This is a genomic window from Megasphaera sp. NM10 (assembly GCF_000417505.1).
Taxonomy (GTDB): Bacteria; Bacillota; Negativicutes; order Veillonellales; family Megasphaeraceae; genus Megasphaera; species Megasphaera intestinihominis.
Genome location: NZ_APHY01000060.1, coordinates 23,206 through 39,204, shown reverse-complemented (window position 1 = coordinate 39,204; position 15,999 = coordinate 23,206). Strand labels below are relative to the sequence as shown.

Annotated in this window: 9 protein-coding genes and 1 pseudogene; all 10 read right to left on the bottom strand. The window is 57.9% G+C overall.

Annotated elements, in window-relative coordinates; all coding sequences use genetic code 11:
- Positions 1–260: 260 nt before the first annotated feature.
- On the bottom strand, positions 261–707 hold the full coding sequence (locus tag NM10_RS09720; RefSeq protein ID WP_020311404.1) for a GatB/YqeY domain-containing protein: 447 nt from the start codon (positions 705–707) through the stop codon (positions 261–263).
- 26 nt (positions 708–733) lie between these two features.
- Complete coding sequence (rpsU, locus tag NM10_RS13365; protein ID WP_020311403.1) at positions 734–913, bottom strand: 30S ribosomal protein S21; 180 nt, start codon at positions 911–913, stop codon at positions 734–736.
- Positions 914–1,011: 98 nt separating this feature from the next.
- Positions 1,012–2,136 carry a radical SAM family heme chaperone HemW gene (gene hemW, locus NM10_RS09715; protein ID WP_020311402.1) on the bottom strand — a complete coding sequence of 375 codons (1,125 nt, stop codon included), beginning with the start codon at positions 2,134–2,136 and terminating at the stop codon, positions 1,012–1,014.
- Positions 2,133–3,934 (bottom strand): annotated as a pseudogene (lepA, locus tag NM10_RS09710) (translation elongation factor 4). The gene hemW and the pseudogene lepA overlap by 4 nt, the downstream one beginning before the upstream one ends.
- A gap of 20 nt (positions 3,935–3,954) precedes the next feature.
- The gene (mnmA, locus tag NM10_RS09705; protein ID WP_020311401.1) at positions 3,955–5,034 is read right to left on the bottom strand and encodes a tRNA 2-thiouridine(34) synthase MnmA; all 1,080 of its coding nucleotides are present in this window, start codon (positions 5,032–5,034) and stop codon (positions 3,955–3,957) included.
- Positions 5,031–6,179 carry a cysteine desulfurase family protein gene (locus NM10_RS09700; RefSeq protein ID WP_020311400.1) on the bottom strand — a complete coding sequence of 383 codons (1,149 nt, stop codon included), beginning with the start codon at positions 6,177–6,179 and terminating at the stop codon, positions 5,031–5,033. Before NM10_RS09700 ends, mnmA begins: the two co-directional genes overlap by 4 nt.
- Positions 6,180–6,416: 237 nt before the next feature.
- Positions 6,417–8,552 carry a DNA topoisomerase III gene (locus NM10_RS09695; RefSeq protein WP_020311399.1) on the bottom strand — a complete coding sequence of 712 codons (2,136 nt, stop codon included), beginning with the start codon at positions 8,550–8,552 and terminating at the stop codon, positions 6,417–6,419.
- A 431-nt stretch (positions 8,553–8,983) separates the two neighbouring features.
- Entirely contained in the window at positions 8,984–10,645 is a 1,662-nt protein-coding gene (locus NM10_RS09690) for an ATP-dependent nuclease (RefSeq protein WP_020724010.1), read from the bottom strand.
- A 225-nt stretch (positions 10,646–10,870) separates the two neighbouring features.
- Positions 10,871–14,269, bottom strand: a complete 3,399-nt coding sequence (malQ, locus tag NM10_RS09685; protein ID WP_020311397.1) for a 4-alpha-glucanotransferase — start codon at positions 14,267–14,269, stop codon at positions 10,871–10,873.
- Positions 14,270–14,553: 284 nt separating this feature from the next.
- A complete protein-coding gene (glgA, locus tag NM10_RS09680; protein WP_020311396.1) occupies positions 14,554–15,990 on the bottom strand; it encodes a glycogen synthase GlgA in 1,437 nt (478 codons plus the stop codon).
- Positions 15,991–15,999 lie beyond the last annotated feature (9 nt).

The following is a 15,999-nucleotide window of genomic DNA, read 5'->3' as shown; positions in this document are numbered from 1 at the left end:
TCAAATTTAATTTCCGGGTGCTGTTCRAGTARCCAGCACACCTTCTTTACCATATTGACCTGCAGGGATTACATATACTAAATCATCTTTAGCCATCATGACTCCTCCTTTGGGTGAAAAAAAAGACTCCGCCCCTGTGGTTAAGGTTCGGAGTCTTCTTTGACTCTTGTTTCATGACCTATTTTATTTTCAAATCATGCTAAAATAATACAATCAATCAGTCTATTTGTCAATAGATTTTTTAGAAAAATCTAACAAAACTAATTATTTTGTAAAATTTCTCGAACAATCTGTGAAACAAGCTTGCCGTCGGCCTTACCTTTGACCTTGGGCATGACGAGCTTCATGACGTCGCCCATCTTGAGACCGCTCTGACCGGCAACGGCATCGTTGACGATCTGGTGGATTTCATCGGCTGTGAGCTGTTTGGGCATGTACTTTTCCAGTACGGCCATTTCGGCCTTCGTTTCTTCGACGAGGTCGCTGCGGCCTGCCTTTTCAAACTCTGCCAACGATTCCTTGCGCTGTTTCATTTCTTTGGCAATGACGGCACCGACGCCAGCGTCATCGAGTTCGCATTTGCCGTCGATTTCCGTATTGCGGATGGACGAACGGACCATGCGGATGACGGATAAAGCCGTTTTACCGGCTTCTTTGGCTTTCATGGCCGCTTTCATGTCCTGAAGCAGTTCTTCTTTAAGAGACATGCTATCACCCTTCTTACATTTGACGATTATGCTCTGTACTTCCGTTTCCGTGCTGCTTCGGATTTTTTCTTTCTCCGTACACTCGGTTTTTCGTAGTGTTCACGTTTCCGTACTTCGGAAAGAACACCTGCCTTTTGGCAAGAACGTTTGAAGCGGCGAAGTGCGCTGTCTAACGTTTCGTTTTTACCAACTCTGATTTCTGCCATTCTATTATCCCTCCCTCCAAGGTATGATAGGGAGTGCTTTTACTGCACACAATGAAATTATACTCAGATTAGTGTCATTTGTCAACAATTTCTGAGGTTCAGCGTATAAATTTACTGAATACATAATTGCCATATCCTAAACCGTCTTCACTGAGGCAGCAGCCCCGCTCGGTGCGTTCCAGGAGGCCCTGGCGGATGAGGCCGTCGATGACAGGACCGAAGTCGGCTTCGATGGATTTCCCGAAGCGTCTGGCATAATCGCCGTAATCGATGCCGACCCGGCGGCGCAGGGCCAGGAAGCAGTAATCTTCGACGGCCCGTTTGGCGTCGATGGCGACGGATTCGGCGACGACACTCTCCCTGCCGGCCTTATGGATATACGCCGGGATGTTGGCTATATTGGCCCAGCGCGTCGTCCCATCGAAGGAATGGGCCGATACACCGAAGCCGATATAAGGCTCATAAGTCCAGTATTTGCTGTTATGGCGCGACTCGAAAGGCCCTTTGGCATAGCTGGAAATCTCGTAGTGATGGAAGCCATAACCGTGCATGGCGTCGTGGACGGCCTTCCCCATGGCTTCGACCGTCCCGTCAGGCGGCAGGTGCCATGTCCCCTTTTCCAGGCCCGCCTTGAGCTGCGTCCCGTCTTCGACGATGAGGCTGTAAATGGACGCGTGGACCACGGGCAGCTGGGAAAGGCGCTCTACGTCGCGGCGGACGTCGGCCAGGTGCTGGCCGGGCAGGCCGTACATCAGGTCCAGGGACAAATTATGGATGCCAGCCGCGTAGGCCGCCTGGATGGCCGCTTCGCCCTGGGCTGCCGTATGGACCCGGCCCAGAAAGGCCAGCATGGCGTCGGAAAAGGACTGGACGCCCAGGCTCAGGCGGTTGACGCCGCAATCGGCCAGAGCCGCGGCCTTATCATAATCGAGACTGTCCGGATTGGCTTCTATCGTGATTTCCGCATCGCTGGCAATGCAGAAGGTCTGCCGCAGGGTCTTCAGGATGCAGCTGACGTCGCCGGCTTCCAGCATTGACGGCGTACCGCCGCCGACGTAGACCGTATCAGCCCCTTCCCCGGTATAGGGCGAGGCCGCGATGTCCCGGCACAGGGCTTCGACATAGCCCTGGCAGTATCGCTCCAGGCCGGCATAGGACGGAAAGTCGCAGTACAGGCATTTATGGCGGCAGAACGGGATGTGGACGTACAGGCCCAGCGTCATTCTTCGTCGACTTTGAGGACGGCCATGAAGGCTTCCTGCGGGATTTCGACGGTACCGAACTGTTTCATGCGCTTCTTGCCTTCCTTCTGTTTTTCCAGGAGCTTGCGCTTACGGGAAATATCGCCGCCATAGCACTTGGCCAGGACGTCCTTGCGCAGGGCTGCCACGTTTTCGCGGGCAATGATCTTATTGCCCACAGCGGCCTGGATGGGGATCTGGAAGAGCTGGCGCGGAATGAGGCTGCGCAGTTTTTCGACCAGGGCGCGGCCGCGGCGGGCGGCGAAATCCTTGTGGACGATGACGCTCAGGGCGTCGACGACGTCGCCGTTGATGAGGATGTCCATTTTGACCATAGGCGAGGCCTGGTAGCCGTTGAGCTCATAATCGAGGGACGCATAGCCGCGGGTCGCCGACTTGAGGACGTCGAAGTAGTCGTAGAGGATTTCACACAGGGGCAGGTTGTAGATCAAAGAAACGCGCGTGTCGTCGAGGTAATCCATGGTGACGTACTGACCGCGGCGGTTCTGGGAGATTTCCATGACCGTGCCGACCATGTCCTTGGGGATGATGATCGTCGTCTTGACCAGCGGTTCTTCGATGTGGTCGATTTTCGTCATGTCCGGCATCTGCGACGGGTTGTCCACTTCGACCATGGTGCCGTCCGTGCAGTAGACGTGGTAAATGACCGACGGCGCCGTCGTGATCAGGGACAGGTTGTATTCCCGTTCCAGCCGTTCGCGGACGACGTCCATGTGCAGGAGTCCCAGGAAGCCGCAGCGGAAGCCGAAGCCCAGGGCCGACGACGTTTCCGGTTCAAAGAGCAGCGCCGCATCGTTGAGGTGGAGCTTCTCCAGGGCATCGCGGAGGTTGTCGTAGTCGTTCGTTTCGACCGGGTAGAGGCCGCAGTAGACCATGGGCACAGCCTTGCGGTAGCCCGGCAGGGCTTCTTTGGCCGGATTGTCAGCCAGGGTAACCGTATCGCCGACGCGGCAGTCGCGGACGTTCTTCATGCTGGCTGCCAGATAGCCGACGCTGCCACATTCCAGGGACGGGACGGGATGCATCTGGGGCAGGAAGACGCCCGTTTCGATGACTTCAAATTCTTTGCCCGACGCCATCATGCGGATGCGCTGGCCCGGCTTGACGCTGCCTTCCATGATGCGGATATTGGCGATGGCCCCTTTATAGGCATCGAAATGGGAATCGAAGATGAGGCCCGCAGGGGCTTGTCCCCTTCGTCAGCCGGTGCCGGGATGCGCTGGACAATGGCTTCCAGGACCTTGTCGACGCCGTAGCCCGTCTTGGCGCTAATCATGATGGCGTCCGATGCGTCCAGGCCGATGACGTCTTCGATTTCCTTGCAGACCCGGTCCGGGTCGGCGCTGGGCAGGTCGACTTTATTGATGATGGGAATAATTTCCAGATCGTGTTCCAGGGCCAGGTAGACGTTGGCCAGGGTCTGGGCTTCGACGCCCTGCGTGGCATCGACGATGAGCAGGGCCCCTTCGCAGGCCGCCAGGCTGCGCGATACTTCGTAGTTGAAGTCGACGTGCCCCGGCGTGTCGATGAGATTGAGCGTATACTGTTTGCCATCTTTGGCATCGTAAATGAGACGGGCCGACTGGGCTTTGATGGTAATGCCCCGTTCCCGTTCGAGATCCATCGTATCGAGGAGCTGGTCTTCCATTTCCCGTTTGGGCACGGTGCCGGTCATTTCCAGCATCCGGTCGGCCAGCGTCGATTTGCCATGGTCGATATGTGCGATGATTGAAAAGTTTCTGATATGATCTGTAGACACAGGAATCCTCCTCTTTTTTCCTATTGGATGACGCCGCCGCCCAGGACGCGTTCGCCTGTTTCGGCGTCGTAAAGTACCAGGGCCTGGCCGGCCGTGACGGCGCGCTGGGCATCGTCGAATTCGACCCGCAGGCTGTCGCCGTCGGGATAGACCGTGCAGGCCGCTTCACGGGCAGCATAGCGTATCTTGCCCAGGGCCCGGAACGGTGCGGACGGTGCCTGTTCGACCCACGTCGCTTCACCGGCATGGACAGTCTTCGAGAACAAATCCTGTTCCGAGCCGACGACGACCCGGTTATGGGCCACGTCGAGGGCCGTCACATAATACGGACCGCCGGGACCGCCGAGGTTCAACCCCCGCCGCTGACCGATGGTATAGGCGGCAATGCCCTTGTGGCGGCCGATGACGCGGCCGCTCTGGTCGACGAAGTCGCCGGGCTTGAAGATGCCCTTGCGTTCGTGCTGCAAGAAGCCCTTATAGTCGTTGTCCGGGATGAAGCAGATATCCTGGCTTTCAGGCTTGTTGAAGACCGGCAGGCCCCATTCTTTAGCCAGTTCCCGCGTATGGACCTTTTCCAGGCCGGCCATGGGGAATAAGAGATGGGGCAGCAGGTCCTGTGTCAGCTGATAGAGGACATAGGACTGGTCCTTGCGGCGGTCTGTGCCGCGGAGCAGGGAATAGATTCCCGTCCCTTCGTCCTTGACGATGCGGGCGTAATGGCCTGTCGCCAGGAAGTCGGCACCGAACTGCTTGGCCTTTTCCCAGAGCAGACCGAATTTAATGAATTTATTGCAGGCAATGCAGGGATTGGGCGTCCTGCCGTGGACGTAGGCATCGACGAAGTAGTCGATGACGTCGCGCCGGAAGATATCGCGGAAATCCAGGGTATAATGGGGAATCCCCAGGACCGAGGCGACGGCTTTGGCATCGTCGACGGAACTGAGGGAGCAGCAGGCGTGGACGTTGTCGATGGTGCAGGCCGGGTCTTCTTCCCACAGGCGCAGGGTAATGCCGATGACGTCATACCCCTGCTGCTTCAAAAGGCCGGCCGTGACCGAACTGTCGACGCCGCCGCTCATAGCTACGGCAACTCGTTTCATAGTGACTCTCCTCTGCTTTTACGGACAGCGTCGCCGATGATGGCGATGGCTGCTTCGATTTCATCTAAGGTATTTTCTTTGCCTACGGACAGGCGGATGCTGCTGCGCAGCCATTTGTCCTCAACGCCCATGGCCTGGAGGACGTGGGACGCTTCGACGGCGCCGGCTTCGCAGGCCGAACCAGCCGATACGGCCAGACCCTGCAGGTCGAGGGCGATAAGCAGGATGGCGCTGTCCACGCCGTCGACGCTGAAGTCGATGATGTTGGGCAGGACGTGGTTGCGCCGGCCGTTGAGGTGGAAGCGGGCGTCGCCCTTGATGAGCCGGTCATGGACGGCATCGGTCAGGCGCCGCGCCGCCCGGACGCGGTCGTCCCGTTCGGCCTCCAGGAGTTCGGCAGCCTTGCCGAATCCGGCAATGGCGGCGACATTCTCCGTGCCCGCCCGCAGGCGGTGTTCCTGGGGTCCGCCATAGGCTTCGGCAGCGACCTGCAGTCCGTGGCGGATGTACAAGGCGCCGACACCTTTGGGGCCGTAAATCTTATGGCTGCAGACCGTGAGCATGTCGATGCCCTGTTCCAGCGGCCGGATAGGCACGTAGCCAAAGGCCTGGACGGCATCGACGTGGAAGGCGATGCCCTTCTGCCGGGCCAGGGCGCCGATGGCGTCGATGGGCTGGACCATGCCCGTTTCATTATTGGCATACATGACGGAAATAAGGACCGTATCATCGCGCAGGGCCTGGGCCACAGCGTCGGCTGTGACCCGGCCGTCGGCTTCGACAGGGACATAAGTCACGTCATAGCCCTTCCCTTCCAGGGCCTGGAAAGTCCGCAGGACGGCGTGGTGTTCTACGGCCGTCGTGACCAGGTGGCCGCCGTGGGGGTAATTGGCCCGCAGGAAGCCGAGGATGGCCAGGTTGTCCGCTTCCGTGCCGCCGCTGGTGAAGACCAGGTCTTCCCCTTTGACGCCCAGGCAGTGGGCGACCTGGCTGCGCGCCGTCTGGACGGCAGACCGGGCCTGCTGGCCGAAATAATGAAGGCTCGACGGATTGCCGTAAGCCGTCGTCAAATACGGCATCATGACGTCCAGGACGCGCGGGTCCATCGGCGTCGCTGCCGCGTTATCTAAATAAATTCGTTTCATTGATGATTTTGACTCCAAAGTTGACAAAATAGCTATAAAAAATAGCCTATTATTTATAATACCATAGGTAGTTGTTGGTGGCTAGGGGTTAGGGGTTCGTGGTTCGTAGGGGCCGTCCCAAAGGGCGGCCCGCTTGTGGGAATCCCGTTTGCTGGCGGCCCATTATTCGCGGCTGCGTTATTCACAGGATTCGCGGCGGGCTCCCCACGTGGGAGCCCCTACAGTTACTATGCCAGACTAGTGTCTGGCATAGTAACTTGGTACGCCGTCGACGTCGGCGCATTTGGTATTACAGCCTTCCTGGCTGCAGACCCAGAAGGGGCCGTAGGGGCCGCTGCGTTTCTGGAAGGTCCCTTTGTGGCAGCGCGGGCACGGGTACGGCGACGGTTTGGCGTCGGGCCGTTTCTTTTCTCCGTCGACGGGTTCGGTGTGGCGGCACGACGGGTAGTTGCTGCAGCCGTAGAAGTCGCCGTATTTGCCGTGGCGCTTGACCATGGCACTGCCGCAGACGGGGCAGGTCTTGATGCCGGCCATGTGCATGACGACTTTCCGGGCCGCCGTGACCAGGGTATCCAGGAAGGACAGCTGGTCGTGGAGGAAGGTGTCCAGTTTATCCTTGCCCAGGCTCATCTGATAGAGCCGTTCTTCCCAGACAGCCGTTTCGTCGGGATAGAGCATTTCATCGGGCAGGGAATCGACGAGGAGGTAGGCGTCATCTGTCGGCTTGAGGTACTTCTTCTTGCCTTCCGTCGTCAGGAATTTGCGCTGGATGAGCTCCTGGATAATCGTCGCCCGCGTCGCTTCTGTGCCGATGCCCTGGACTTCTTTCAATTTCTTCTTCAGGCTCTCGTCTTTGACGTACTTATAAATTTCCTTCATGGCTGCCAAGAGGGTCGACGGCGTGAAGCGCGGCGGCGGCTTAGTCGCCTTTTTGTCGACCTGGCCGTTCTGATAATGGACGCCATCGCCCTTGCGGACAGCCGGCAGGGTCCCCTTCTCTTCTTCGTCGTCATCGTGCTTGTCGCTCTGATAGAGGACCTTCCAGCCCGGCACGGTGACCGTCTTGCCATGGGCGACGAAGCGTTCATCAGCCGCTTCGATGACCATGCGCGTCTGGTCATATTCATGGATGGGATAGAATTGGGCAATATAGGCCTGGGCGACGAGGTAATAAATATGCTGCTGCATAGACGTCAATTTATCGAAGGGACAGGCTACGGTCGTCGGAATGATGGCGTGATGGGCCGTGATCTTGCTGTCGTTCCAGGCGCGGCTGCGTATCTTGCCGTCGGCACCGGCGACCCATTCAGCCAGCTTCCCTGCCGGCAGTTTCCCGAGATTGGCCAAAATATGGGGTACATCCTTGCGCTGGTTCACCGGCAGGTATTCGCAGTCCGACCGGGGATAGGTCGTCAGTTTCCGTTCATATAATTCCTGAGCCGTATCGAGAACCTGCTGCGGTGTATAGCCATAACGCCTGCCTGCCAGGACCTGCAGGGACGACAGGGACAGGGGCAGGCGCTGGGCTTCTTTTTTCTTGGTCTTTTTATGCTCGACGATGGTTCCGTCAGGCCGTTCCTGCAGGCGTTCGAGGATGGACTGGGCCGTCTTTTCATCGACACAGCGCCCTTCCGGGTCGAGGCCGCTCTGGGTATCCCTGGGCTGCCACTGGGCGCGGATGAGGCCGTTCTTATGAAGGAAATCGGCTTTGACGACGTAATACGTGACGGGGACGAAGTTGTCCAATTCCCGCTGACGGCGGACGACGAGGGCCAGGGTCGGCGTCTTGACGCGGCCGATGGGAAAGACGACGCGGTGTCCCTGACGGCGGGCGGCCAGGGTATAGGCCCGGGACAGATTCATGCCGATGAGCCAGTCGGCGCGGCTGCGGGCCAGGGCCGATTCCTTGAGATGGACGAAATCGCCGTTGCTGCGCAAATCGTCGAGGGATTCGTGGATGCTCTTCTCGTCGAGGGCATTCAAGAGGATCCGTTCGACAGGTTTCTTATTGCCGACGTAATCGAGGATCTCATCGATGAGCAGCTGCCCTTCCCGGTCCGGGTCACCGGCGTTGACGATAGTATCGACGTCGGGGTTGGCGATGAGGTCCGTAATGACCTTGAACTGGTCCTTACTGGCCGGGCTGACCAGGAGCTTCCACTGCTTGGGGATAATCGGCAAGTCGTCGGCGTTCCAGCGCTTGTACTTGGGATCATAATCCTGAGGCTCGGCCTGCTGCAGGACGTGGCCATAAGCCCAGGTCACGATGCCGCCGCCCGTGCGGATACAGCCGTTCCCCCGCTGGTGCGGATCAGGCAGGCACTTCGCCAATTCCCGGGCCATGCTCGGCTTTTCGGCAATAAAAAGTTTCATAAGGCATCTCTCTTTCTGAAATAGACTGTACCTTATATCATACCATGGTTGGGGATTAGTGGCTAGTAGGGGCCGTCCTGTAAAGGCGGCCCGCTTGTGGGAATCCCGTCGAATCGTGGCTCGTGGCTAGGGGCTCGTGGTTCGTGGTCCTTCTCTTTATAGTTTGTAGTACGGAGTTTGTAGTTTGCAGGAGATGGTTTTAAATTTTTAACCATGGTCTACAAACTAAAAACTACAAACTTGAACCTTACACGTGAATGCAAATTCAACCTCTCAGTCAGCTGACGCTGACAGCTCCCCTATAAAGGGAGCCTTGGGCGGGACGCCTACGATTGCGGTCCATGGGACCGCGGCGGCCTGCGGTCCGCGTTTATTCCCATTATTCACAGCGGTCTCCCCACGGGGAGCCCCTACGAAAGTCACCAAAGCCGTTACACGGCTTTGGTGACTTTGGCCAGCTGGCCGGCGGCTTCAATGGCTTGGACGAAGGCCGGCGGGATGTCTTCTTTTTTCAGGGACTGGCCGATGAGGCGGCCGAGGATGACGCCTTTGTTGCTGTAGAGCCAGGCGAAGTAATAGATGTACAGGGCCTTTTTATTACGCGGGTTGACGTGCCACAAGAGGCGAGCCGGGTAATCGTGGAAGTTGACGTCCAGTTTGCGGCAGGCCTTTTTGATCATGTCCGTCGTGGCCCGGGCGTGTTCGCCGCAGGCCGTGTTGATGATGCGGTCCAGGTCGCGGCGCTGGCCGTGGTCGATCATGGTCTTGGCCAGGTCCATTTCAAAGCAGATTTCGTTGGTGAAGTAGACGCCCCGTTTGCCTTTGTGGCTGCCCTTGACGTCGGCATCGTAGAGGGCGACGACGGGAATCTTGAAGTATTCCAGGAGTTTCTTGATCTTGGAGATGGAACTTTCGCCGCGGGCATTGATGAGGCAGATGCCGTAGTAGTCGAAGGGCAGGTCCAGAGTCTTGGCGAAGTGCTGGAAACAGCCGTATTCCGTTTCCCCTTCGACGATGAGGACGCTCCGCGAATAGAGGGCTTCCTTGACTTCCGGGAAGTGCATGATCAGGTGTTTTTCGATTTCTTCGCTGAAGTGGAAGCCAGCCCCGCAGGCCGCTTTGACCAGGCCCTGCTTGTTGCGGTACAGGCGGATGATGTGGCGGTAGTCGTCGATGAGGGAATCCGTCGAGTGGGTGACGACGAATAACTGCCCCCGCAGGCCGTCGAGGTTGAAAAGGTCCTTGAGGAGCGCACAGAACTGCGGGTCTTCATTGTTCAGGAGCTGCTGGTAATAATGCAGGACCGAGCGCTGCATGTAGGGATGGAGGTGCATTTCCGGTTCATCGATGGAGATGATGAGGGGCAGGTAGCGCTTCCCTTCTTCGTCGACGATGACGTTGTGTTCCAACGGTACAGCGCGGCTGATGGACATCATGTAGACCTGGGTGATGACGCACAGGGCGGCCAGGGAAATGAATTTCATGTTGTCCGCCCTGGGCCGGTCCATGCGGCAGAGCATGCGGGACAAGAGGAAGATGTTGACGAAATACGATGAATCGAGGCTGCCGACGGCGACTTCGTGATGGATGAAGGCCTTGGCTTCTTCCGACAGGCCGTCCCAGTGAGCTTCGCTCCATTGGGAGAGCTTCTGTTCCAGGGCGCGGTAAATACGCGGCGGCACGCGCTGTTCTTCCGGCATGGCCGCCGAATAGGACACGTAGCGCAGGCGGCGGATGAGTTCTAACGGCAGTTCTTCGCCGCTGTTGTCGTCGTAGAGATGGGGATACATGTCGCTGACATGCATTTCCATGCGGACGCGCAGGCTCTGACGGTGCTCGCCCGGCGTATCGGCGAAATACTCCTTCTCGCTCTGGAGCAGGTGCAGGTCTAAGGTGATGATGATGGGCCGGGTCACGTCGGCGTAGTCGTCTTCTTCGACATTGCGGCCGGCACTCATGTAGGAAATGAGGCGCAGCAGGCCGCTCTTGCCAATGGCGTTTTCACCGACGATGTAGTTGGCCCTTTCGTGGAAAGTCATTTCGACGTCTTGTAGATTCCGGTAATTTTGAATACGCATGTAAGTAATATACACAAAATCACATCCTTTTCAACATTACTTTTACTATACGTATTCGACAAAAAACGCGCTACTCCCTTCTTTTAGAGAGCAGCGCGTTATTCCTTTTACGTATCGTTCATGGTTTGATGAACGGCCTATGGGTTCAGCAAACATCGTGAAAAACGATGTGACCAATCTTTGGCGGGCGCCCCACGTGGTCGCCCCTACGATGAATGGCCTACGACGAACGACCTACGATCAACGGCCGCTTTCGCGGCACACTTTGGCCAGCCAATGGGCGATGTCGAAGGTCGTCTGGCCTTCTTTGAGCTGCCAGTGCCAGTTGCCGTCGGCGACGCCGGGCGTGTTCATGCGTCCCGACGACGGCAGGGCCAGGAGGTCCTGCATGGGGATGATGACTGTTTCGGCCCGGCGGCAGTAGGTATAGGCGATGAGGGCGCCGACGATTTCCTGCGGTGCCGCTTCATCGGACAATCCTAGCATCTGGCGGACGTGGAGCTGTTGGCTCGGCGTCAGGTCGTCTTCATACCAGCCGCGGATAGTGTTGTTGTCATGGGTCCCGGTATAGGCGATGCAGTCCGGCTCGGTATCGAAGGCCAGGCGGCCGTCGGCCCGGTCCTTGAGGTGGAACTGGATGACTTTCATGCCCGGCAGGTGCAGGGCATCTTTCAAGGTGCACACATCGTCGGTGATGACGCCCAGGTCTTCGGCGACCAGGCGGATCCTGCCGATTTTCTGATAGACCGCCCGGAAGAGGTCCAGGCCGGGGCCATCTTTCCAAGCGCCGCTCTTGGCCGTTTCCGAACCGGCCGGTACGGCCCAGTAAGCGGCAAAGCCGCGGAAATGGTCGACCCGGACTTCGTCGACGAGGTCCATCATGCGGCGGAAGCGGTCAGTCCACCACTGGTAGTTGTCCCTGGCCATGGCCTGGTAATCATAGAGGGGATTGCCCCAGAGCTGGCCGTCGGCACTGAAGTAGTCAGGCGGGACACCGGCGACGGACGACGGATTCCCTGCTTCATCGAGGTCGAACTGGTCCTGATGGGCCCAGCAGTCGGCACTGTTATGGGCGACGAACATGGGCACGTCGCCGAGGATGGACACGCCGTTTTCAGCGGCATAGGCCCGGACATCGTGCCACTGGCGGCTGAAGATGTACTGCATGAATTTGACATGCGATACGGCGCCGGCCAGCTCCTTGCCATACTGGGCCAGGGCTTCCCGGCTGTGATGGCGGATGTCTTCGGGCCATTCCGTCCAGCAACGGCCGCCGAAGAAGTCGCGGACAGCCCGGAAGAGGGCGTAGTCATCGAGCCAGTAGGCATTCTTTTCACAGAAGGCCCGGAACGGTTCCCAGGGAATGGTCAGGTCCGGATCATGTGACATATCCCAGAGGAGTTTGGCCTTATAGGCTGCCAGGCTGTGCCAGGACGCCGTCTTTTTCCCCTGTGCCAGGAAATCGTCTAAGGCTTCCTGTTTCAGCCAGCCCCAGTCGCGCAGGACTTCCAGGGAAATGAAGGCTTCGTTGCCGGCAAAGGCTGATTCCGACAGATACGGCGAATCGCCCATGAGAGGCGGCGTCAGGGGCAGGATCTGCCAGACCCGCTGGCCGGCGGCCTTGAGGAAGTCGACGAAGCGGTACGCTGCCGGCCCTAAGACGCCGTTGCCGCAGGCAGCCGGCAGGGACGTCGGATGCAGGAGGACACCGGCCCGCTTGGTCCCGGCATCTTTCCCCTGGAGGATGACCGCTTTCAACGGCGGCAAAGTTAGGGTGAAGCGGCTGTTCACGGTCGTGACCGGCGTCATGCGCGGATGGAGGGCATTGGTCAGTTTGCCGTAGGCCAAGCCGTCCGTATAGAGGCTGATGTTCCGCAGGGCCGACGGGTTGCGGTTCATGGCGATGATGAAGAAACCGTCTTCAGCGGGCTTGCCGAAGACATCCTTTCCCCCTTCGATGACCCGGGCAAAGGCAAAGACGTCGCCATCGGCGTAGAGCGGGATGAAACGGCCCGTCTGTAAAGCGTCGTGTGCTGTCCGCAGCCGCGTCAGGGCCTTGGTCCAGGCCAGGAGGTCCAGGTCTTCATGGCCCCAGGGATAGGTCCGGCGGTTGTCCGGGTCCTTGCCGCCCGTGACGCCCACTTCGTCGCCGTAGTAGATGCACGGCGCACCGGGCATGGTCATCTGCCAGTCTGCCAGCAGTTTCAGGCGCTTCCGGCCTGTTTCTTCAGCTGTGGCCACGTCGGTGCCGCCGGCCCGGGTGAGGACCGTCAGGATGCGTTCGATATCGTGGCTGCTGATGAGGTTGAGCATGGCATAGAAATTTTCAGGCGGGTAATTTTCGATGAGCCGCGTCAGTTCGGCATTCATGCGCCGCGCATCTTTGGCGCCGGTCATGAAGTCGATCATCAGGGAGCGCTGGGCGTAGTTCATGGCGCTGTCGATATCGTAGCCGCAGAGGTATTCCCGCTGTTCGCTGTAGCTGACCTTGTTCGACGCATCTTCCCAGACTTCGCCGATGAGGACGGCATCGGGCTTTTCCTCTTTCAGGGTATGGTAGAACTGGCGCAGGAAGGGTACGGGCAGCTCGTCGATGACGTCCAGTCGCCAGCCGCTGATGCCTTCGTTCAGCCAGTATTTGAGGACGCTGTCTTCGCTGTTGATGATGAAATCCATGTACGACGGCGTCGTTTCTTCTACGTCCGGCAGGTCCGATACGCCCCACCACGATTCATAGTCGTCGGGATAATGCTTGAAGCGGTACCATTCATAGTACGGCGACTCCTTCGACTGGTAGGCGCCGACGCCGGGATAGTTGCCGAAGCGGTTGAAGTAGATGCTGTCGGCACCGGTATGGCTGAAGACGCCGTCGAGGATGATATGGATGCCTTCTTCCCTGGCAGCCTGACAGAATTCGGCGAACTCTTCATTCGTCCCCAGCATGGGGTCGACGCGGAAGTAATCGGCCGTGCCGTAACGGTGATTGCTGGAACTTTCAAAAATCGGGTTGAGGTAAATGGCCGTAATGCCCAGTTCCTTGAGATAGGGCAATTTTTCCCGGATGCCGGCGATGTTGCCGCCGAAAAAGTCGTAATAGACGATGTCGCCCTGGCCTTCGCGCTTGCAGTAATAGGGCACATCGTCCCAGTCGCTGTGGATGACGGCGCCCTTCTTGCCGTAGAGGCGGCCCGACGTATGGGTACCGTGGCGGAAGCGGTCCGGGAAGATCTGGTAGACGATGGCGTGCTTGAACCAGTCCGGCGTATGGGCGTCCTTATCGTAGACCGTGACCTGATAGGCCGGCGGCACGTCGGGATATTTGGCCCCTTCGCCGCCGAGGCGGTCGTAGTTGTTGCCATAGTAGAAGGTCCTATGGCCATCGTCGATGATGAAATAATACCAGAGCAGACAGCCCTTGGGCGGAATGGTGACGATGCCCGTGAAGATGCCGTCTTCATAACTCATGGGTACAAAGGATTCGCCGACATTGATCTGCCACAGGCGGATGCGGGCCCGGCAGTTCTGAGCATCGCTGCCGCTGGCACGGAGGCGCAGGATGAGCCGGCTCCCGGAAGGAACGGCCCCAAAAGACGAGCGGTAATAGAATTCGTGAGAGTTGTGGTACAATCGTAAGTCCATAAGCGGTCCTTTCGTGGTTGGGGAAAGTAAAAGAGGCTGTCCATGAAGACAGCCTCTTTTTGAGTATTAAGTTTGCAGTGTGTAGTGAATGGTTTTAAATTTAAAGTCATCTGCTACAAACTAAAAACTCCGTACTGCAAACTATAAGTCAAAGGGACTATGCATAATGGCAGAAGCTTCATGCGACAGTCCCTTTTGAGTTTGCAGTCTTTAGTTTTTAGTGAATAGCTGGAAATGCAAAGCCAATTTCTACAAACTACAAACTCTGAACTACAAACTGTCTTTTATTGTTGTAATACTTTTTCGTACAGGTTCTGGTAGGCTTCGGCCGAGCGGTCCCAGCTGTAGTCGCTGGTCATGGCGTTGCGGACGAGGATATCCCACAGGGCCGTGTCTTCATAGTAACCCATGGCCCGTTTCGTCGTGAACAGCAGTTCGTGGGCGTTGAAGTTCGGGAAGGTCAGGCCACTGCCCTGTTTGCTGTATTTATCGAAGGGATGGACCGTATCCTTGAGGCCGCCCGTTTCGCGGACGATGGGAATGGCGCCGTAGCGCAGGGCGATGAGCTGGCTCAGGCCGCACGGTTCGTACCGCGACGGCATGAGGAACATGTCGGCAGCGGCGTAGACCTTGTGGGCCAGGGCTTCGTTGAAGGTGATGTTCGCCGATACCTTGGTCGGATGGCGGCGGGCCAGTTCGCGGAAGGCTTCTTCATAGCCGGCATCGCCCGTCCCGACCAGGACCAGCTGGACGTCGTCGTCGACGAGTTCATCCATGATGCGCGTGACCAGGTCCAGGCCCTTGTCTTCGACGAGGCGCGTGACCATGGCGATCATGGGGACGCCCCGCTTGATGCGCAGGCCCAGTTCGGCCCGCAGGGCATCTTTATTTTCCCGCTTGCCAGCCCGGGCGTTGGCGACGGAATACTGGCGCTTGATATACGGGTCCGTTTCCGGATTGTAGACGTCGATGTCCAGGCCGTTGATGATGCCCGTCACCTTTTCCCCATTGTCGCGGATATAGCCATCCAGGCCTTCGCCAAAGTACGGATAGGTGATTTCCTGGGCATACGACGGACTGACCGTCGTGATGTGGTCGGCGTAGACCATGCCCGACTTCATGTAGTTCACGCAGCCGTCACATTCCAGGCTGCCGTTGTCGAAGAGTTCCTGCGGCAGGCCAATGATGTCGCGCATGATCGACGGCGGATAGATGCCCTGGTATTTCAGGTTGTGAATGGTATAGATGACTTTGATTCCCTTGTAGAAATCATCGTGCCAGAAATCTTCTTTGAGGAAGACGCCCATGAGGCCCGTATGCCAGTCGTTGCAGTGGATGATGTCCGGCTTGAAGCCGATCTTGGGCAGCATGGTCAGGACGGCGCGGCAGAAATAGGCGAAGCGTTCGTCGTCATCGCCGTAGCCGTAGAGGCCGTCGCGCTTGAAATACCATTCGTTGTCGATGAAATAGACGGTCACGCCGTCCTGCTTGATTTCTTCGACACCGTAGTAGAGCTGGCGCCAGACCAGGTTCACGATGCCTGTCGTCACTTCTTTCATCTGCTTCTTCGCTTCTTCAGCGATGCGGCTGTATTTCGGAATGACCAGGCGGACGTCCATGCCCTTCTTGGCTAAAGCCTTGGGCAGTGCGCCCATGACATCGGCCAGCCCGCCTGTTTTGATAAATGGCACTGCTTCTGAGGCCACAAATAATACATTCATCGTATGTCC

Coding starts and splice junctions, on each gene's coding strand:
- NM10_RS09720 (WP_020311404.1), bottom strand. CDS start 707: ATGTCTCTTAAAGAAGAACTGCTTCAGGACATGAAAGCGGCCATGAAA.
- rpsU (WP_020311403.1), bottom strand. CDS start 913: ATGGCAGAAATCAGAGTTGGTAAAAACGAAACGTTAGACAGCGCACTT.
- hemW (WP_020311402.1), bottom strand. CDS start 2,136: ATGACGCTGGGCCTGTACGTCCACATCCCGTTCTGCCGCCATAAATGC.
- mnmA (WP_020311401.1), bottom strand. CDS start 5,034: ATGAAACGAGTTGCCGTAGCTATGAGCGGCGGCGTCGACAGTTCGGTC.
- NM10_RS09700 (WP_020311400.1), bottom strand. CDS start 6,179: ATGAAACGAATTTATTTAGATAACGCGGCAGCGACGCCGATGGACCCG.
- NM10_RS09695 (WP_020311399.1), bottom strand. CDS start 8,552: ATGAAACTTTTTATTGCCGAAAAGCCGAGCATGGCCCGGGAATTGGCG.
- malQ (WP_020311397.1), bottom strand. CDS start 14,269: ATGGACTTACGATTGTACCACAACTCTCACGAATTCTATTACCGCTCG.
- glgA (WP_020311396.1), bottom strand. CDS start 15,990: ATGAATGTATTATTTGTGGCCTCAGAAGCAGTGCCATTTATCAAAACA.